This is a genomic window from Nonomuraea sp. NPDC050451, assembly GCF_044458585.1.
The window spans coordinates 258536-275521 of the sequence record NZ_JBITHZ010000005.1 but is presented as its reverse complement, the minus strand read 5'-3'; the positions used below and the strand labels follow the sequence as shown (position 1 = coordinate 275521).

General features: G+C 71.9%; 18 protein-coding genes and 1 pseudogene. 13 read left to right on the top strand and 6 right to left on the bottom strand.

Annotation, left to right across the window (positions count from 1 at the left end; all coding sequences use genetic code 11):
* Window positions 1–27 precede the first annotated feature (27 nt).
* The 5 genes from ACIBI9_RS19790 (at window position 28) to ACIBI9_RS19770 (ending at window position 4155) form a co-directional block, all read left to right on the top strand.
* Window positions 28–1119, top strand: a complete 1092-nt coding sequence (locus ACIBI9_RS19790; RefSeq protein WP_397223586.1) for a hypothetical protein — start codon at window positions 28–30, stop codon at window positions 1117–1119.
* A gap of 9 nt (window positions 1120–1128) precedes the next feature.
* Complete coding sequence (locus tag ACIBI9_RS19785; protein ID WP_397223585.1) at window positions 1129–2139, top strand: sensor histidine kinase; 1011 nt, start codon at window positions 1129–1131, stop codon at window positions 2137–2139.
* A 43-nt stretch (window positions 2140–2182) separates the two neighbouring features.
* A complete protein-coding gene (locus ACIBI9_RS19780; RefSeq protein WP_397223789.1) occupies window positions 2183–2809 on the top strand; it encodes a response regulator in 627 nt (208 codons plus the stop codon).
* Between the two features lie 110 nt (window positions 2810–2919).
* A complete protein-coding gene (locus tag ACIBI9_RS19775; RefSeq protein ID WP_397223584.1) occupies window positions 2920–3342 on the top strand; it encodes a calmodulin-binding protein in 423 nt (140 codons plus the stop codon).
* 291 nt (window positions 3343–3633) lie between these two features.
* A complete protein-coding gene (locus ACIBI9_RS19770) occupies window positions 3634–4155 on the top strand; it encodes a hypothetical protein (protein WP_397223583.1) in 522 nt (173 codons plus the stop codon).
* Between the two features lie 319 nt (window positions 4156–4474).
* Here ACIBI9_RS19770 and ACIBI9_RS19765 read toward each other — a convergent pair whose 3' ends face one another.
* The 3 genes from ACIBI9_RS19765 to ACIBI9_RS19755 form a co-directional block, all read right to left on the bottom strand.
* Window positions 4475–5824, bottom strand: coding sequence for an MFS transporter (locus ACIBI9_RS19765; RefSeq protein ID WP_397223582.1), 1350 nt, complete (start codon window positions 5822–5824; stop codon window positions 4475–4477).
* A 297-nt stretch (window positions 5825–6121) separates the two neighbouring features.
* Complete coding sequence (locus tag ACIBI9_RS19760) at window positions 6122–9691, bottom strand: WD40 repeat domain-containing serine/threonine protein kinase (RefSeq protein ID WP_397223581.1); 3570 nt, start codon at window positions 9689–9691, stop codon at window positions 6122–6124.
* A complete protein-coding gene (locus ACIBI9_RS19755) occupies window positions 9688–10092 on the bottom strand; it encodes a LysR substrate-binding domain-containing protein (protein ID WP_397223788.1) in 405 nt (134 codons plus the stop codon). The genes ACIBI9_RS19760 and ACIBI9_RS19755 overlap by 4 nt, the downstream gene beginning before the upstream one ends.
* On the opposite strand from ACIBI9_RS19755, the gene ACIBI9_RS19750 reads away from it, so the two are divergent.
* From ACIBI9_RS19750 to ACIBI9_RS19730, 5 genes and pseudogenes are all read left to right on the top strand, one after another.
* On the top strand, window positions 10072–10212 hold the full coding sequence (locus tag ACIBI9_RS19750) for a hypothetical protein (RefSeq protein ID WP_397223798.1): 141 nt from the start codon (window positions 10072–10074) through the stop codon (window positions 10210–10212). The genes ACIBI9_RS19755 and ACIBI9_RS19750 overlap by 21 nt on opposite strands.
* On the top strand, window positions 10209–10334 hold the full coding sequence (locus ACIBI9_RS19745) for a hypothetical protein (RefSeq protein WP_397223797.1): 126 nt from the start codon (window positions 10209–10211) through the stop codon (window positions 10332–10334). The genes ACIBI9_RS19750 and ACIBI9_RS19745 overlap by 4 nt, the downstream gene beginning before the upstream one ends.
* Window positions 10334–10513, top strand: a pseudogene (locus ACIBI9_RS19740) (phosphonopyruvate decarboxylase); the annotation flags it as partial. The gene ACIBI9_RS19745 and the pseudogene ACIBI9_RS19740, both read left to right, overlap by 1 nt.
* Window positions 10514–10709: 196 nt before the next feature.
* A complete protein-coding gene (locus ACIBI9_RS19735; RefSeq protein WP_397223580.1) occupies window positions 10710–11882 on the top strand; it encodes an acyl-CoA dehydrogenase family protein in 1173 nt (390 codons plus the stop codon).
* Between the two features lie 47 nt (window positions 11883–11929).
* Window positions 11930–12880, top strand: a complete 951-nt coding sequence (locus ACIBI9_RS19730) for a GlxA family transcriptional regulator (RefSeq protein WP_397223579.1) — start codon at window positions 11930–11932, stop codon at window positions 12878–12880.
* Window positions 12881–12892: 12 nt separating this feature from the next.
* Here ACIBI9_RS19730 and ACIBI9_RS19725 read toward each other — a convergent pair whose 3' ends face one another.
* On the bottom strand, window positions 12893–13387 hold the full coding sequence (locus ACIBI9_RS19725; protein WP_397223578.1) for a MarR family winged helix-turn-helix transcriptional regulator: 495 nt from the start codon (window positions 13385–13387) through the stop codon (window positions 12893–12895).
* 69 nt (window positions 13388–13456) lie between these two features.
* Here ACIBI9_RS19725 and ACIBI9_RS19720 point away from each other — a divergent pair, with 69 nt between their 5' ends.
* Both ACIBI9_RS19720 and ACIBI9_RS19715 read left to right on the top strand, forming a co-directional pair.
* Window positions 13457–13885 carry a PPOX class F420-dependent oxidoreductase gene (locus tag ACIBI9_RS19720; RefSeq protein ID WP_397223577.1) on the top strand — a complete coding sequence of 143 codons (429 nt, stop codon included), beginning with the start codon at window positions 13457–13459 and terminating at the stop codon, window positions 13883–13885.
* The gene (locus tag ACIBI9_RS19715) at window positions 13882–14352 is read left to right on the top strand and encodes a nitroreductase/quinone reductase family protein (protein WP_397223576.1); all 471 of its coding nucleotides are present in this window, start codon (window positions 13882–13884) and stop codon (window positions 14350–14352) included. Before ACIBI9_RS19720 ends, ACIBI9_RS19715 begins: the two co-directional genes overlap by 4 nt.
* Before the next feature lie 4 nt (window positions 14353–14356).
* Here ACIBI9_RS19715 and ACIBI9_RS19710 read toward each other — a convergent pair whose 3' ends face one another.
* Window positions 14357–14857 carry a MarR family winged helix-turn-helix transcriptional regulator gene (locus ACIBI9_RS19710; protein ID WP_397223575.1) on the bottom strand — a complete coding sequence of 167 codons (501 nt, stop codon included), beginning with the start codon at window positions 14855–14857 and terminating at the stop codon, window positions 14357–14359.
* A 173-nt stretch (window positions 14858–15030) separates the two neighbouring features.
* On the opposite strand from ACIBI9_RS19710, the gene ACIBI9_RS19705 reads away from it, so the two are divergent.
* Entirely contained in the window at window positions 15031–16098 is a 1068-nt protein-coding gene (locus ACIBI9_RS19705) for an alkene reductase (RefSeq protein ID WP_397223574.1), read from the top strand.
* A 132-nt stretch (window positions 16099–16230) separates the two neighbouring features.
* Here the strand turns inward: ACIBI9_RS19705 and ACIBI9_RS19700 are convergent, their stop codons facing one another.
* On the bottom strand, window positions 16231–16866 hold the full coding sequence (locus ACIBI9_RS19700; protein WP_397223573.1) for a DUF6069 family protein: 636 nt from the start codon (window positions 16864–16866) through the stop codon (window positions 16231–16233).
* Window positions 16867–16986: the final 120 nt, after the last annotated feature.

Here is a 16986-nt window from a genome sequence, read left to right as displayed (position 1 = left end):
CGTGGGGCGAGCTTCGAGGCTTGAGCCATGAGGAAGGTAATGGCGAAATGGCCCCACTGGGCTGGGTATGCGGCGGCCGTCTGGGCGCTGTGTTACGGGGCGCTCGGGCTGTTCTGGGCGCTCGACGGCAGCGGGTTTCCCTTCGGCAGGAGCGATCCCGACTGGGAGCCGGGGCTGTCGGTGCTCGGCGAGGCGACCCCGGAGGCGGCGGCGCCGGTGATCGCGGTGCTCGGCGCGCTGGGGGCGGTCGCCGGGCTGGCGATTGCGCGAGGGGTACGGCGGGGCCGTACCGTATTGCTGGGGTTCGCCTGGCTTGCGGCGGTCGCGCTGACTGTGGTGGTCACCGACAACCGGGTGCTGATGCTGGTGGCCTATGCGCCGCTGCTGGTGGTGTTCGCCTTCACCGGGGTGCCAGGTGGGCAGCCGATGTCGGAGCTGGTGCCGTGGTCGCGGATCAACCTGTTCATCGTCCTGGTGGGCGGGCTGCTGTGGGCGCTGGCGGCGCTGGCCTACCAGCGGCGTACGGCGGCCAGGTGCATGATGTGCGGGCGGAGCGAGCACGGGTCGGCGCGCTGGGCCACGCCGCAGGCAGCGCGTCGGTGGGGACTGCGGGCGGTGGTGGTCGCGGCGGCCATCCCGGCCCTGTACGACGCCAGCCGCTTCGCCTGGGCGGCGGGCATCCCGCTGGGGATCACCGAGGAGTTCTGGCGGTGGCTGGATGAGTCAGGGCTGCGTTGGGGCGGGCTGTTCCTCAGCCTGATGGGCCTGGGCGGGGCGATTCTCACCCTCGGGCTGGTGCAGCGCTGGGGCGAGGTCTATCCGCGGTGGATCTGGTTCAAGGCAGGCAGGCCGGTGCCTCCCATGCTGGCCGTCATTCCCGCCTCGCTCGTGTCGGTGATCGTGCTGTCGGGCGGGCTGACCTACTGGCGCCTGCGCATGGTGCACGGGTTCGGCGACTGGGACATGTGGGCGACGTGGGTGCCGTCGCTGGTGTGGCCCCTGTGGGGCGTCGCGCTGGCCGCCGCCGCCCTCGCCTACTACCTGCGCCGCCGCGGTGCCTGTCGGGCGTGCGGACACGGCGGGCGCCTGGAGGCTGAGCTGACGGCCGAGCGCGGTTAGGCTCGCGGCATGAAGCCGTACGGCGGAACGGGGGACCGGCGTGGCGACGCGGCACGCCGGCCTCCGGTCGCTGCTCTGCGCCGGCTCTCGGTCGCCTGGGGAGCGGGTGCCGTCGGGGCGGTCTCGCTGGCCGTGACGCTGGCTCATCCGCTGACCGGGATGGTCAGCGACAGCGCGCCGTTGCTGGTGGGGGAGGTGTCGGTGCTCCTGGTCCTGACCGCTGTCACCGTCCGGCGCTCCTCAGGAGGGCAGGCGGCCGTGTCGGCCGGGCTGAGCGGCCTGGCGGTGGCGCTCATCTTGTTGCGTGCCGTGTGGCAGGGACCACCGCAGTTGACGTTCGGCGCCTGCGCCGGGTGGGCGCTCGGCGCTGTGGCGGCGACGGGGGTCGGGCTCTACCTGCGCGGGCTGGACGACCAGCGGCGGCGCGCGGTCGAGGAGGCCGCCCGGGCGCAGCGGCTCGGGCTCGCCCGCGACCTGCACGACTTCGTCGCCCACGACCTCAACGGCATGCTGGTGCAGGCGCAGGCCGCCCAGGTGGTCGCCGACACGCTGCCGGAGCCGGTCGCCGATGCGCTGCGGCGCATCGAGGACGCCGGGCAACGGGCGCTGGCCTCGCTGGATCGTGCTGTGCACGCGCTGGGCGAGCCGGGGCCGGGAATCGAGGAACTGGAGCGCCTAGCCGACGCGTTCACACCGGTCGCGCGGGTGGAGTTGGCCGTCGCGCCGGGCATCGCGGTGCGCCAGGAGGTCTCGTCGCTGGCCTACCGCGTGGTGACAGAGGCGCTCACCAACGTGCGCAGGCACGCACCGCGCGCCACGACCGTGCGGGTGGAGGTCCACGAGGACGGGGAGGTCCTGCGCGTGCGGGTGGAGGACGACGGCGGGGGCAGGTCGCAGAGCACCAGAGCCGGCGGTTTCGGGCTTGCGAACCTGACCCACCTGCTGGAGGCGCGCGGCGGGAAGCTGGCGGCCGGCCCGGACAGGCGCGGCTGGCAGGTCACCGCCGAGATCCCCACATGACGGCGGGGTGCTTCACTTGCGGACCAACGTTGACGGGAACGGGATGACGACGCGGATTCTCATCGCCGACGACCAGGAGGACGTGCGGATCGGATTCCGGCTGATCCTCAACGCGCAGCCGGACATGACCGTGGTGGGCGAGGCAGGCGACGGCGCGCGGGCGGTCGAGCTGGCTCGTCACCTGCGTCCCGACGTGGTGCTCGCCGACATCCGCATGCCGGGCATGGACGGGCTGGAGGTCACCAGGCAGCTTGCCTCCGAGACCCACGTGATCGTCGTGACCACCTTCGACCTGGACGAGTACGTCCACACCGCGCTGCGCGAAGGCGCCTGCGGCTTCCTGCTCAAACGCTCGGGCCCCACCCTGTTGGTGGAAGCGGTCCGCGCGGCGATGGCAGGCGACACGCTGATCAGCCCTCAGGTGACCCTCCGGCTGCTACGGGGCTTGATCCGCCCGGCCCCGCCGCCGCTGGAGGACCCGCTCACCGCCCGTGAGCTGGAGATCGCCCGTCTGGTGGCGCGAGGGCACACCAACGCCGACATCGCCGCCGAGCTGGCCATCAGCCCGGGTACCGTCAAAACACACATCGCACACATTCAGCGCAAGGTGCGGGCCACCAATCGGGTGGGCATCGCCGCCTGGGCCTGGAGCAGCGGCCAGGTGCTCTGACCACAGACCCGCGCCCCGCGGTGCCCTCTTAACTCTGAGCAATCATTGAACTACTTTTAGTAGTGAACGGGTCGCGGAGTGCGACCTCAGCATCGGAGGTGCCCACCCCCATGCCACGCATCCTCACCAAGATCACCGCCGCTCTCGCATCGGTTGCGATGCTCTGCCTCACCTGCCCCGCCCAGGCGGCCGAAAGAGCCAACTTCGAGTTCACCGACATCACCGGCGAACGATTCGTCGTCCAGCTCACCGACCCCGAAAAGATCCAGCACGCCCGCGACCTGCTCGACGGCGCGACCCGTGACCGGCCCCACCTGCTCGGGCGGATCATCAAGCGTCCCGTCGCCTACAACCCGCGCTGGAGCTACCACTACGACCCCAGCACGGTCACCTTCTTCGACGTGGCGATCGAAGTCTGCGACGCGACGATCCCCTACGTCGAAGACCACCTGGACGAGGCCGGCGGCGCGTTCCTGCCCGGCCTCCACTGGTGTCCATGGACTTCCCGGCTGGTACGCGAGGTACCGGCCTAGCGATGCAGGGCCGGCCGGGGGCGCCGAAGGGATCGAACCATCGTTGGTGGACGGCGCAAGAACTGGCTGAGACCGCCCCCCGTCGGCCTGCAGCACCTGTTGGCCGCTCTCCTTGCGGACGGCGCACCCGGCCACCCGGTCCTCGTCGACGGCTGACCGCCGTTGCGACCGCTTCCCGGGTGATGACTTCGACGGGCCGGATCACGTTCCTGCATCTGCTCGTGTGGCGGATGCGGTAACACCTGGCACGTGTGGGGTCATTTGTCGTAGTCGGGGCGTACCGTGCCCACCATGAAGGACACGCACGCACCGCTCGACGGCGAGCGATGGCAGCCTGGGGATCTTGTCGTCGATGCCGAGGGTGGTCTGTTCACACGCGCGAGTGTGCAGGACCAGGACAGCGGTCGGCCGTGGGGACCTCCGTCCGATGCGACACGCAGTCGTGATGGCAGCACTCATGTGCCGGACGGCGAGGTGGGGGAATCGGTCCCCGTCCGACCGCTCACGCTTCTGCTTCGTGACGGTCAGCCGGTATTGCCTGCCGCGCCCGCGAACGCTTCCGCGGTCCTCGGCACCCAAGCGCAGCAGGTCGCCACCTTGGCAGGTGTCGGCGGCCTGTTCTTGGCCGCCACCGCCTTCGACCCTGACGGCGCCGGGGACCCGAGAGCGGCGAGGCTGCGCGCGGACCTGCTCGACACCGTCGTGGTGGTGGACAGCGAGCAAGCGCTCGCCGCGATGTTCGGCGGGGCCGCCGATGGGCTGCTGGTGGAGTTGGCGGAATGGCACCAGCGAAGCGTGGAGGAAAGTGCCTGAGCGACCGTTGCGGGCCCCTGGCTCGGGTGATGCGCAGGGAGCCCGCAGAATGTCTCACGGCCTGAACGCGAGGAAAGCGGGAAGGCTAGATGACTTTTTGCAGAAGTGGAGAAGGAAGCCCTCCCATGGCCTCGCGATCTCCACGCTATCAGGCGGGGATCGGCTCGCGCAGCTTCGAAGGCGTACACACCTGCGCGTCCGACGGGTACGTGGCCTTCCCACCGGCGCAGGGAGCCGCGAGGCGGCGCCCACACCGTTCCGTACCGGTTGGCGGCGGTTCCGCAGGCGCTCGCCGCCGTCGTGCGCAGGGAAGGGGCGGTCAGCTCCCCAGGCGGGAAGCCGGGTCTCGGTCTGGGGCGACGTGGATCGAGCACTGTCCGCCGTTCGCGGGACTGACTTCGGCGCGGGTCATCGGTTGAGGGTCACGATCCGTGCCCGCGGGAACCCGCAGGACGGCTGCGAAGAGCACCGCGATCAGCGCGAGACCGGCCGGCACCATGGCTGCTGCGCTGCCCCCGGCGTCGAACAGCCGGCCCACGACGAACCCGCCCGTCAACGCCACCACGCCCGCGATGAAGCTGAGCAGGCCGAAATAGACCCCGAACCGTCCGGACGGCGCGCACCGCGTGACGGTCTGGAACAGCGCCGACTGCATCAGCCCTTGGGCCAGCCCATGCAGTACCGCGGCCACCAGGAGCATGGCAAGGGGACCGCCCTCGCCGGAAGGCATCGCGAGCAGCGCCAGATAGCCGAGGCCGGCGCAGACCAGGCCGCTTCTGAGCACCCAGGGACGTTCGCCTCGCCCACCGGCCGCGCACCAGGGCTGGACCGCGGCCATGACGATCGCCACCACGCAGAAGAACAGGGTCGTCAGGCCAGCCCCGACCTCCTTGAGCGGAACCACGGTGACGATCTGGTCGGCGAGCAGCGTGCTCGGCGCGGCGGTCATGGCGAATCGCCGGAAATCCCGGTCTCGGAGCACCGCCGACACACCGCCGGTGAGCCTGCGCACGCCGAAACGGGTGCCCGCGCCGCCGCGTTCAGCCGGCAGCAGCAGGAACAGTACGGCGCCGACCGCCCAGGCGCCCGCCGCCGCGGCGGACAGCAGCCCGAATCCGCCTGTCAGCAGGGCCAGCCCGATGGGTGGGCCGGCCACCGCCCCCAGCTGGCCGGCGACGACGTAGGCCGCGAAACCCCTCGCGCGGCGTACGGGCGTCACCCCGGCCAGCAGGGACTGGGCGGCCGGGTGGAACAGTGCCCCGCCCACCGCCAGGACCGCGGCCGCGCAGAGCAACCCGGCCGGCCCGTCGATGACACCCAGCAGCGCGAAACCGGCCGCCCGCAGGGCGCAGGCCAGCGCTCCGGTACGGGCCGGGCCCACCGCGTCGGTGATCGCGCCGGCCGGCAGGAACAGCATGTTCTGCAGCGCCACGCGGACCCCGAGCACCACGGCGATGGTGCCGGCGAGCAGGCCGAGGTCGTGGCGCAGGTACGCGACGAGGTGCGCCATCACTGCGAAGAACCCGATCGAGATGGCCAGCTGCACTCCGACGACGACGGCGAGCACGTGGCGGCCGGAGCCGGGCCGGCGACCCGGAGGCGTGGGGTCCTTGGCGAGCGGGCGGCCTGGACGCGCCGTACCCAGCGCCATGGACCGGGGCGCTCTCACGCTCGCGATGCCTGCCGGGCCGGCCAGGTCTGCCGGAGATCGTCGAGGCGCTGCGGCCCGGACGGCTCCTCACTCTGGGTCTTCATCGGAAGAGGAGAGCAGAACCCGCCGATTCATGTCCAATATCGATATGCGCCCAGGGGGATAACCGATTCGATATCAATGCTGGTAGAGACAGGAAAGCAGGCGGTGCTCGCCTGCCGCCGCAAAGCGAATCAGCCGGACGTGCGGGTGCGGCCGGCCAGCCGCTGGAAGCATTGAAGCCGGCACTCCAGTCCACCATGAGGTAACCCCCACCTAAGCGGGACAGACCTCCTGATAACCCACGTCGGCTCCCACGTGCTCGCGCCACTCCGCCTGGGTGAGCCGGCGGCCCGCCCGCTCGCACACGGTCCGCACAGCCGTCGCGGGGTCGACCGGCAGCTCCTGGAACGCGCCGTCGAGCCCCACCACGCGCAGGGCCGAGCCGTCGGCCGTGAAGGCGAGCGCCGGCATGGGGTCGTCCACCTCGTACGGATCGAACGCCCCGCTGGTCACGGTCCAGGCGGCGCCGAGCCGGCGGCCCGCGACCGTGTCGAACAGCGTCACCCTGGTGTCGTGGGCGACCGCCAGGATCCGCCCGTCGGGGGAGAACCTGGCCCCCACGACGTCTCCCGGCACCCTGAACACCTGACCCGTCGTACGCCAGGTGCGGGTGTCCCACAGGACCACCGCCCTGCTCCCGTACGGCGAGACGCCGAGCGGGCCCTTCGGCGCGAGCACCATCCACTTCTCCGCCAGTGTCCCGGGGCCTTCCCCGCGGGGGAGCACCTTGCGGGAGACCAGGTCGATGACGTCGGCACCCCCCTCGTCGGCGGTGACCAGGAACCTGCCGTCGGAGCTGAAGGACAGCGGGCCTCCCGCGACCGGGCTGAACCGCATGACCTGCTCGCGCCGCGCGATGTCGATGACGACGACGTCGCCCGCGCCGTAGTTGTCGTTGGCGATGGCCGTGCTGAGGGCGAGCAGGCGGCCGTCGGGGCTGATCTGCATGTCCGCCCTGGAGTCCGTCGACTCCAGAGGCAGGTCGCCCAGCTTCCGACCGGTTGTCGCGTCCCAGAACGTGGGTCCCGTGGTGAGATCCTCCGAGGAGATCGTGACGACCGTGCGCCCGTCGGGGCTGACCCGCATGATCGGCCCGCCCTTCCTGGAGACGTCGAGCCGCCCGGTCTCGGTGAAGCCGGGCACCGACCAGCCGCGCACGGTGTCGCCCGTCCGGGTGAGCAGCATGCTCCCCGCGGCGGTGAACCGCGTGTGCAGAGCGTCTGCGGGAACGACGCGCCGGGGGCCGGTCTGCCGGCTGATGTCGTAGACGGTCACCTGTCCGGCGTCGTCCAGGATGCTCAGCGTACGGTTCCCGGGGCCGAACCGAGGTGATCCGACGATCGTGGAGGCGACGGTGAGCCGCAGGAGCGGGGTCGCGTCGCTCAGCCGCCACAGGGTGATGCGGCCGCCCGCCCAGTTGTCGAAGGTGATCAGGAAGCGGCCGTCGTCGCTGAAGACGGCTTCGCTGCTCGGGCCGGGGAAGCTGCGCCGGTCCCGCGTACCGGTGGACAGGTTCCACAGCGCCGTGCCCTGCCGCCCGCCCACAACGGCCAGCGCGCCGTCGGGGCTGATGGCCGTGACCTGCCCCCGCAGGCCACGGCCGGGGAGCCGCTTGCCCGCCGGCGTTCCCTCTCCGGGCAACGCCCGCAGCGCCGTCACGGTGCTGTCCTCGGTGATCTCGAGGGCGGCGAAACGGTCGCCGGGACCGATGCGCGCGTAGCTCACGTAGCCGTCCTGCTTATCCAGCGCCCGCCGCGCCACGTTCCACAACCCGACGTACGGCCCGCCCATGTTGGCACGCACGACGATGTAGCCCCCGCCGGGGCTCAACTCCAGGCTCGCCGGGCGGCCCTCGTAGCCCGTCGAGTCCCCGGGCGTCCAGCGGCCATCGCCCAGCCGCCGGCCGGTCCGCAGGCTCCACAACGCCAGCCTGCCGCTCCCCGCGAGCGCCAGCGTGTCACCGTCCGGACCCACCGCGGCGGTGACGGGCGCCTCGCCGATCCCGCCGAAGGTCCTGACCGGCCGCCCCGTCGCCACGTCGTAGGCGGTCACCCGGCCGGCGCCCGCGCTGACCAGCGTCCGCCCGTCCGGGCTCAGCGCCCGCCCTTCGTTGGCCGGCGCGGGATCCGTGAAGACCGACTGCTCCTGCTGGGCGAGCGAGCTCAGCACCGCCGAGCGCGCTTCAGGCACCTGCGCGATGCGGTAGGCCGCCACGCTGAGCAGCATCGCCTTCACCGGGTCGGTCCCGCGCAGCGCGTCCGCCTGCAGCGCCACCCGCCGCGCCGCGGCCTGCGACCGCTCCTCGGCCAGGCGCCTGCCGGCCTCGTCGCTCCTGAGCGACTGCTGCCAGGCGAGGGCGCCGGCGGTGAGCGAGGCGACGAGCAGGACCGCCACGCCGGTGGTGACCAGGCGCCGCAGCCTGCTCTGCCGTGCCGACCCCGTCCTGCTCGCCTCGACGAACTCGCGTTCCGTGGTGTTCAGGGTCAGGTGCGTGGCGGCGGTCCAGTCCAGCGCGTGGCGCAGGGCGGTGCCGCGGAGGAGGTCCTCGGGACGGCGGCCGTTACGGGCCCAGCGGCGGGCGGCCTCGCCCAGTTCGCGGTGGCGGCCGAGCGCGTCGCGGTCGCCGGTCACCCACTCGTGCAGCCGGGGCCAGGCGTACAGCAGGGCGGCGCTGCCGATGACGACCCCGTCTCCCTGGCGGCGGACCAGCGTGGCCTGTTCGAGCGCGGCGAGCACGCGTTCGGCGGCCTCGTGCCGTACCTCGATCAGCTCGTCCAGGGTGGCGGCGCGCGGCACCTCGTCGCCGTCGCGGACGTCCACCAGCCGCAGCAGCAGATCGCGCGCGACCTCACGCTCGGACGCCGGCAGCCCGGCGTAGAACCGCTCGGCCACCGCGCCGAGCGCCGGGTCGGCGGCCGGCCCGCCGGGAGGCCGCACCCCTGCGGCGGCCTGGGCGCCCTCCGCCAGCGTCGCGCGCTCGCCGGCGCCGAGCAGCGTCAGCAGCAGGCTCTGCGCGGACGGACGCGCGGCCGGGTCCTTCGACAGCGCGGCGCGAACCAGTTCGCGCAGCCCCTCGGGCAGGACATCGACGTCGGGGTCGTGGTTGAGCAGCCGGCTGATGACCGCGATCGTCGTCGGCGCGGTGAACGCGTCGCGTCCCGTCGCGGCGAACAGCACCACCGAGCCCCAGGCGAACACGTCGGCCGCCGGCTCGGCACGGCCCCCGGAGAACAACTCCGGCGCCATGTACATCGGGGTCCCGGCCAGCTCGCCCGTCGAGGTCATCGACAGGCCCGCGGCCCTGGCGATGCCGAAGTCGATCACACGCGGGCCATCGGGCCCCATCAGGACGTTCTCCGGCTTCAGGTCGCGGTGCACCACGCCCGCCTGGTGGATGGCGGCCAGCGCGGTGGCCACGCCCACGGCCAGCCGGTGCAGCGCGTCACCCGAGTACGGCGCCCCCTCCGCCACCGCCGCGCGCAGGCTCGGACCGGGGACGAACTCGCTGACGATGTGCGGACGCTCGCCCTCGAGGTCGTGGTCCAGGATGCGCGCCGTGCAGAACGAGGCCACCTGCCGCGCGGCGGTCACCTCCCGGGTGAAGCGGCGGCGCAGGGGAGAGTCGCCCGACAGGTACGCGTGCAGGACCTTGACCGCCACGCGGTTGGCCGCCTCGTCGTAGCCCTCGTAGACGACGCCCTGGCCGCCCGAGCCGAGCCTGCTCGCCAGCCGGTAGCGGCCCAGCCTCGACGGATCCCCCGGGCGCAGCGGGTCTGCTGTCATGGTTCGTTAGATGACCGATCATCGCGGCCGGTTCGGGCGGCGGGCTTCCCGAGCCAGGTGGCTGACGGCCAGGTGCCGTCGTCGAGCAGCCGGGCCATCTCCTCCACGAGGATGCCGGCGACGGCGCGGGCGGCGAGGCTGACCCGGCAGGTGCCCGGGAAGGTGAGCAGGAGCCGGCGGTGCAGGTCGGGGTCGTCGAGCGGGGCGGCGGCGAGCGTACCCCTGCGCAGGTCGTCCGCGATGGCGATGCCCGGCAGCACGGTCAGGCCCGCGCCGCTCAGGGCGAGCCGGTGCTGCACGGTCATCGCGTTGGTCTCCACGTCGATGCGCAGGGTCAGGTTCTCGCGGGCCGCGGCGCGGTCGACCATGCTGCGCAGCGCGTGCGGCGGGCTGGGGAGGATGCGCAGCCGGTCGCTGATGTCGGCGCGGCGTTCGACTCGGCGTTCCTCGCGGGGGAGCAGGTCGCCGTACTGCTGGGACAGAGCCTGATCGGCCGCAAGAAGTGGGAGAGGGAGCGATGAGCGGCGCAGTCGACCGCCGGGCCTTCGTGGCCGCACTCGTGGCGGGCGTCCCGGACGGCCTGGGCCTCGCGCTCGCCCGGCCGGACCGGCCCGTGGGATCACCGGCGACGGCGAGCAGCTGATGGGCATCGGCAGTCTCGCCACCGTCGCGGCCCGGCGGCCGGCCAACCTCGCGGTCGTGGTGCTGGACAACGGGCACTTCGGCGAGACCGGCATGCAGCCCAGCCACACCGGCCTCGGCACGGACCTCCCGGCGGTCGCGCGGGGATTCGGGATCGCGGACGCCTTCCGCGTCACCGCGCACCCGAAGGTGGACGACCTGGTCCACCGGATCCGGGCCCGCTCGGCGCCGACCTTCGCCCAGGTCCTGATCACCACGGACGAGCCACCGCGTACGCTTCCACCACGCGACGGCGTGTTCGTCAAGAACCGCTTCCGCGCGGCACTGGGCTTGCCGCCCTTCCAAGCTCCACCAGATCAGCAGAGGAGGCAGGGCCATGCGCACCACTGGGCGCACCACTGGGCTCACCACCGAGGAACAAGCCGTCGTCGACACGGTCCGCGACTTCGTCGAGCGCGAGGTCCGGCCCGTCGCCCGCGACCTGGAACACGCCAACGCCTACCCGGACAAGCTCATCGAGCAGATGAAGCGGCTGGGCGTCTTCGGCCTGGCCATCCCCGAACCCTGGGGCGAGGCGCCGGTGTCCATGCCGTGCTACGCGCTGGTCACCGCCGAGCTCGCCCGCGGCTGGATGAGCCTGGCCGGCGCCATGGGCGGGCACACCGTCGTGTCCAAGCTCATCCTCGCCTTCGGCACGCAGGAGCAGAAGGACCACTACCTGCCCAGGATGGCGACCGGCGAGATCCGCGCGACCATGGCCCTGACCGAACCGGGCGGCGGCTCGGACCTGCAGGCCATGACCACCACCGCCCGCCGGGACGGCGACGGGTACGTGGTCAACGGCGCCAAGACGTGGATCACCAACGCCCGCCGCTCCCAGCTGATCGCCCTGATGTGCAAGACCGACCCCTCCGCGCGGCCCCGCCACAAGGGCGTCTCCATCCTGCTCCTCGAACACGGGCCGGGCCTGACGGTCTCACGCGACCTGCCCAAGCTCGGCTACAAGGGCGTCGAGAGCTGCGAGCTGGTCTTCGAGGACCACCGGGCACCGCGCACCGCCCTGCTCGGCGCCGCGGAAGGTCGCGGCTTCGCGCAGATGATGAAGGGCCTGGAGGTCGGCCGCATCCAGGTCGCCGCCCGTGCCCTGGGGGTGGGCCGCGCGGCGTTCGACGACGCCCTGCGCTACGCGCAGGAGCGCGAGAGCTTCGGCAAGCCCATCTGGAAGCACCAGGCCGTCGGCAATCACCTCGCCGACATGGCCACCGAGCTCACCGCCGCCCGCCAGCTCATCCTGCACGCCGCCGAGCGGTACGAGAGCGGCGCGCGCTGCGACATGGAGGCCGGCATGGCGAAGCTGTTCGCCTCCGAGGCCGCCATGAAAGCCGCGCTCAACGCCGTACGCATCCACGGCGGCTACGGCTACTCCACCGAGTTCGACGTCGAACGCTACTTCCGCGACGCGCCGCTGATGATCGTCGGTGAGGGCACCAACGAGATCCAGCGCAACGTCATCGCCGCCCAGCTGGTCAAACGCGGCGGGCTCGACTGACCGGGACTCCCGCGGCCGGCCGCACCGCGAGCGCCTACCGTGTCCTCATGCACACGGTGGCGGTCCTGGCTCTGGACCATGTGGTGGCGGCCGACATGGCGACGCCGATCGAGGTGTTCGGACGCGCCCGGCTGGCAGACGGGCGGAGCCCGTACCGGATCCTGGTCTGCGCCGCGACGCCGCAGGTGGTCAGCGGCGCCTTCACGCTCATTGCCCCGCACGGCCTGGAGGCGCTGCGGGAGGCGGACACGATCGTCGTGCCGGGCTGCTCCGAGCAGGCCGCCCCGCCCTCGCCGGAGGTGCTCGACGCCCTGCGCGCGGCGGCCGCCGCCGGCACCCGGATCGCCTCCATCTGCGCGGGGGCGTTCACCCTCGCCGCGGCCGGGCTGCTGGACGGGCTGAGCGTGACCACGCACTGGGCGGCGGCGCACCGGCTGGCCCAGCAGTTCCCGCGGGTGGATGTGCGGCCGGACGTCCTGTACGTCGACAACGGCCAGATCCTGACCTCGGCCGGGGCCGCCGCCGGTCTGGACCTGTGCCTGCACGTCATCCGGCGGGACTTCGGCTCGGCGGTCGCCGCGGACTCGGCCCGGCTGTCGGTGATGCCCCTGGAACGGGAGGGCGGGCAGGCGCAGTTCATCGTCCACGCCCGGCCGCCGGTGCCCCAGGGGTCGCTGCTGGAGCCGGTGCTGTCGTGGATCGAGGACAACCTCGCCCAGGAGGTGACATTGGCGGACATGGCCCTGCGCGGCGGGATGAGCGAGCGGACCTTCAGCCGCCGATTCCGCGAGCAGACCGGCACCACGCCGCTGCAGTGGCTGCTGCGCGCACGCGTACGACGGGCGCAGTTCCTGCTGGAGAACACCGACCACGGGGTGGAATGGGTCGCCGCGCAAGCCGGGTTCGGCTCGGCCACCGCGTTCCGGGAGCGGTTCAAGCGCGTCGTCGGCGTCACGCCTCAGTCCTACCGCTCCTCCTTCCGGACGAACGCCTCCTGAGCCGCGCGGAGGTCAGCGGGGATCGGCGCAGCCGGACGCCCGGCACCTCGCGATGATCTCGGCCATCGTGTCGCCGAAGCGCTCGCGGGCGTCGGGCGCGAGAGGTGAGACGAGACGGTCGAGCTCAGCGCTCACCTCGGCATGGAACGCGGTCGCCGCCTGGTAGCCGGCGTCGGTCAGCGTCACCTGCAGCGCGCGCCGGTCGCCCGGAACGGCTGATCGCTGGGCGAGGCCGCGGCGTTCGGCCCGGTTCATGAGGCCGGTGAGCGCGGCCTTCTCCACGCCGAAGCAGTGTGCGAGCTCGGCCATGCCCCGGGGGCCGTCGAGCAGGACGCACAGGAGCCTGGCCTGGACGGGGGTCAGGTCGTGGCGTTCGGAGATGCGGGTGTAGATGCCATGCACCAGGGTCGAGAGCTGGTGCAGCGCGGTGGCGACGTCCGTTCGCGGGTCGCCGGTGTGCCGTCCCTCCGCCGCGGGTTCCTGCCCTGCTTGCGCCGTCTTGTTCACGGCACTACGGTACATGGGGCGTATAGTTAACGCCGCATACAGTACGCCTCGTTAACGAACGGGCTCAGCATGTCTTTCAGTGAAGAAGAGATCGGCTACCTGCGGTCCCAGCGACTGGCCCGCATCGCCACCGTCTCGGACGACGGCCGGCCGGACGTGGTGCCGGTGGGGTTCGACTTCGACGGTACGCACGTGTACGTGGGCGGGATCGATCCGGACAGGACCAGGAAGTTCCGCAACGTACGGAACGGGAACACCAAGGTCGCGCTCGTCATCGACGACCTGCCCTCGACCGAGCCGTGGACGCCGCGCTACCTGCGCATCTACGGCGACGCCGAACTCGTCGAACGCCAGGGCCGGTTCGGGCTCGCGTCCTACATGCGGATCACCCCCACGGTGTCGTGGAGCTTCAACCTGGAGGGGCTGCCCTTCACGCACGACCGCGAGGTCAAGGTCCGCCGCACCGTCCACCCGACCGATGATGGAGAGGTCTCATGAGCTTCGACACCCCCGCGGGAACCCGAGGCGCCCGCCAACCGGCCGGCTGGGCGTTCCGATGGCTGAACACGCTGATGGCCCGGCGGCTCCGGCGCAAGGGTGGCGGGACGTTCATGGGCTTCAACGCCCTGATCCTGACGACCGTCGGCCGCAAGAGCGGGCTGGAGCGGACGACGCCGGTCGGCTGGTTCCCCGGAAAGGACGGCAGTCGGCTGATCGTGGCCTCGGCGGCCGGGGCGGCGGGGAACCCGGCGTGGTACTACAACCTCGCCGCCCACCCCGACCAGGTGCGGATCGAGGTCGACGGTCGCACGGTGGCGGTGGTCGCCGAGCAGCTCCACGGTGCGGAACGCGAGCAGGCCTGGCAGCAGATCGTCGCCGCCGCGCCCCGTTTCGCCCAGTATCAGGTGAAGACCGACCGGGAGCTGCCGATCATCCGCCTGGTGCCCCGATCCGGCGGAGAATGACCGCTCAGGTGCTCTGCGTGGCGGCACGGGCGAGGCCGGCCTCGATCTGTTCGAGCACTTTGAGCGCGTCGGCCTGCTGATCGGGGGTCAGGCCGCCGGCGACGCTGCTTTCGAGCTCGGCCCAGATGTTCTCGACCTCGCGGCACAGGGCCTGGCTGGCGGGGGTGGGCTCGATGATGGTGGCGCGTTTGTCGGTGGCGCTGGGGCGGCGGCGGACGAAGCCGGCGTGCTCCAGGCGCTGGATGGTGCGGGTCATGGTGGCGGCGTCGGAGCCGAGCATGCGTACCAGGTCGGTCTGACGCTGGGGGCCGCGGTCCCACAGCTGCATCATGACCAGCTCCTGGCTGGGGTGGAGGCCGACGCGGCGCAGGAGCTGGGCGGCCAGCATGCGATGCAGGCGCGCGACGCGGATGATCGCGTGGTTGAGCGAGCCTGCCTGGACGGAGGGCGGCAGCGGGGTGTCGGCCGTTGTCGCGGTCTCGGCGGCTTTCTTAGCTGGGCCCATCGGCCTCTCCTGTGGATGTGGCTGCTCAGACAAGTACTCAATCCTATCGGAACGGCTTCCGGAACATGATCACTCTGGGTGACATGCATCACGGGTTCTGCCGGAATGAATCCACCAACATGCTTGCTCGAACAGGTAACACTGTGTAGCACCTCTGAACAAGGAACGTGATCATGCCAACGGCATTCGACTCTTACGAACTCGGCGGCAAGCGCCTGGCCAACCGCATCGTCATGGCCCCCATGACCCGCAGCCGCGCCTACGGCCCCGGCGCCGGCGCGACCGAGCTGATGGCCACCTACTACGCGCAGCGGGCCGGCGCCGGCCTCATCGTCACCGAGGGCACCCAGCCGTCGACGGTCGGCCAGGGCTACCCCGACACCCCCGGACTGCACTCCGCCGAACAGGTCGCGGCCTGGCGGAAGGTCACCGACGCGGTCCACCGCGAAGGCGGTGTGATCTTCGCGCAGCTCATGCACACCGGCCGGATCGGCCACCCCAGCCTCCTGCCCGACGGCCTGCACCCGGTCGCCCCCTCCGCCGTGCCGGCCAAGGGGCAGATCTACACCCACCAGGGCCCCAAGGACTTCGTCACCCCGAAGGAACTGACCGAGGCCGAGATCAACCAGACCATCGACGACTTCGCCGCCGCCGCACGCAACGCGGTGGCCGCCGGGTTCGACGGAGTGGAGCTCCACGGCGCCAACGGCTACCTGATCCAGCAGTTCCTCGCCCCCAACAGCAACCGCCGCACCGACGCTTGGGGCGGCACGGCCGACGGCCGCATCCGCTTCGCCGTCGAGGTGGCCACCGCCGTGGCCGAGGCGATCGGCGGACACAGGGTCGGCCTGCGCCTCTCGCCCGGCAACCCCTACAACGACATCGCCGAGGACGCCCCGGAGGAGACCTACGGCGCCCTGGTGGCCCGGCTGGCCCCGCTCGGCCTGGCCTACCTGCACCTGGTGGAGGGCCCGGACCGCGACCTGACCCGCCGCCTGCGCAAGGAGTGGCCCGGCGCGCTCATCCTCAACCCGTACACCCACCCCGCCGCCACCGGGCCGGACGCCCTCGACCTGGTGGAGGACGGCACCGCCGACATGATCGCCTTCGGCTCGCTGTTCCTGGCCAACCCCGACCTCCCGGCCCGCCTCGCGGCCGGCGGCCCGTACAACACCCCCGACCCCGCCGCCTTCTTCGGCGGCGACCACCGCGGCTACACCGACTACCCGACCCTCGCCTGACTCGCTGGCGGCCCGGCGTCATTTCGGCGAGCGGGTGGCGAAAGCGCCCTTAGCGGCAGCCCCAGCTGGAAGGGCACGCTCTGGCCGGCGGCGAGGTGCATGCCGCCGGCCAGAAGTGTTCGAACTGGGTGATCAGTCGTACGGGTTGTGGTCCCGGCGCTCGTATCCGCGCTGCTCGTAATCGCGCGACCGCTCGTACCGGGGCTGCTCATACCGCTGCTGCTCGTATCCCCGAGGCTGCTCGTATCCGCGGGGCTGTTCATACCCGCGGGGCTGCTCGTACGGGTACGGGCCCTGGTCCGGCACCTCCTCGATGGCCGTACGCCCGATCGACGCCAGCAGCGAGACGATCGCGATGCCGATGATCAGGTTGATGACGGCCGTGGCGATCTGCGGGATGAGGTCCGCGGAGCTCATGAACGGCAGGAGCGTGATGATGACGGTGCCGAGCCCGGCGATCCAGCCGAAGAACTTGTTCGGCTCCGGGGTCGACAGCATGAGGATGTAGAGCAGCAGCGTCGCGACGAGGGCCAGAGCGGCCGCCGAGATCGCGTATCCCGTGGTCGCCGCGCTGCCGTAGGCGGGCGCCCCGTCCGGGGTGAGGACGCGGATGCCGAGCAGGCTCTTGCTGATCATGACTCCGACCACCACGATCAGTGCGGCCACCACGGCGGCTGCCACGCCGCCTCCCCACACTCGCGCGGGATTCACCTTCGGCCGGGCCGGAGCCGGGCGGCGATCGTAGCCATCGTGGGAGGGGTATGACATGCGAATCACCCTTGTCGCGGATGCTGATCAGGCACTTCGAGCACCTTACACGTGCAGTCAAGAGGGTAAAGCCGCTTTCCGCTCCAAGTCGATCACTGTGAGTCACCTCCCCGGCCGTCT

Bases quoted from the DNA above. Each gene is read 5' to 3' on its own strand.
- ACIBI9_RS19700 (WP_397223573.1), bottom strand. From the start codon at position 16,866: ATGTCATACCCCTCCCACGATGGCTACGATCGCCGCCCGGCTCCGGCC.
- ACIBI9_RS19730 (WP_397223579.1), top strand. From the start codon at position 11,930: ATGCACACGGTGGCGGTCCTGGCTCTGGACCATGTGGTGGCGGCCGAC.
- ACIBI9_RS19760 (WP_397223581.1), bottom strand. From the start codon at position 9,691: ATGACAGCAGACCCGCTGCGCCCGGGGGATCCGTCGAGGCTGGGCCGC.
- ACIBI9_RS19715 (WP_397223576.1), top strand. From the start codon at position 13,882: ATGAGCTTCGACACCCCCGCGGGAACCCGAGGCGCCCGCCAACCGGCC.
- ACIBI9_RS19720 (WP_397223577.1), top strand. From the start codon at position 13,457: ATGTCTTTCAGTGAAGAAGAGATCGGCTACCTGCGGTCCCAGCGACTG.
- ACIBI9_RS19790 (WP_397223586.1), top strand. From the start codon at position 28: ATGAGGAAGGTAATGGCGAAATGGCCCCACTGGGCTGGGTATGCGGCG.
- ACIBI9_RS19705 (WP_397223574.1), top strand. From the start codon at position 15,031: ATGCCAACGGCATTCGACTCTTACGAACTCGGCGGCAAGCGCCTGGCC.
- ACIBI9_RS19745 (WP_397223797.1), top strand. From the start codon at position 10,209: ATGAGCGGCGCAGTCGACCGCCGGGCCTTCGTGGCCGCACTCGTGGCG.
- ACIBI9_RS19735 (WP_397223580.1), top strand. From the start codon at position 10,710: ATGCGCACCACTGGGCGCACCACTGGGCTCACCACCGAGGAACAAGCC.
- ACIBI9_RS19785 (WP_397223585.1), top strand. From the start codon at position 1,129: ATGAAGCCGTACGGCGGAACGGGGGACCGGCGTGGCGACGCGGCACGC.
- ACIBI9_RS19780 (WP_397223789.1), top strand. From the start codon at position 2,183: ATGACGACGCGGATTCTCATCGCCGACGACCAGGAGGACGTGCGGATC.
- ACIBI9_RS19710 (WP_397223575.1), bottom strand. From the start codon at position 14,857: ATGGGCCCAGCTAAGAAAGCCGCCGAGACCGCGACAACGGCCGACACC.
- ACIBI9_RS19770 (WP_397223583.1), top strand. From the start codon at position 3,634: ATGAAGGACACGCACGCACCGCTCGACGGCGAGCGATGGCAGCCTGGG.
- ACIBI9_RS19775 (WP_397223584.1), top strand. From the start codon at position 2,920: ATGCCACGCATCCTCACCAAGATCACCGCCGCTCTCGCATCGGTTGCG.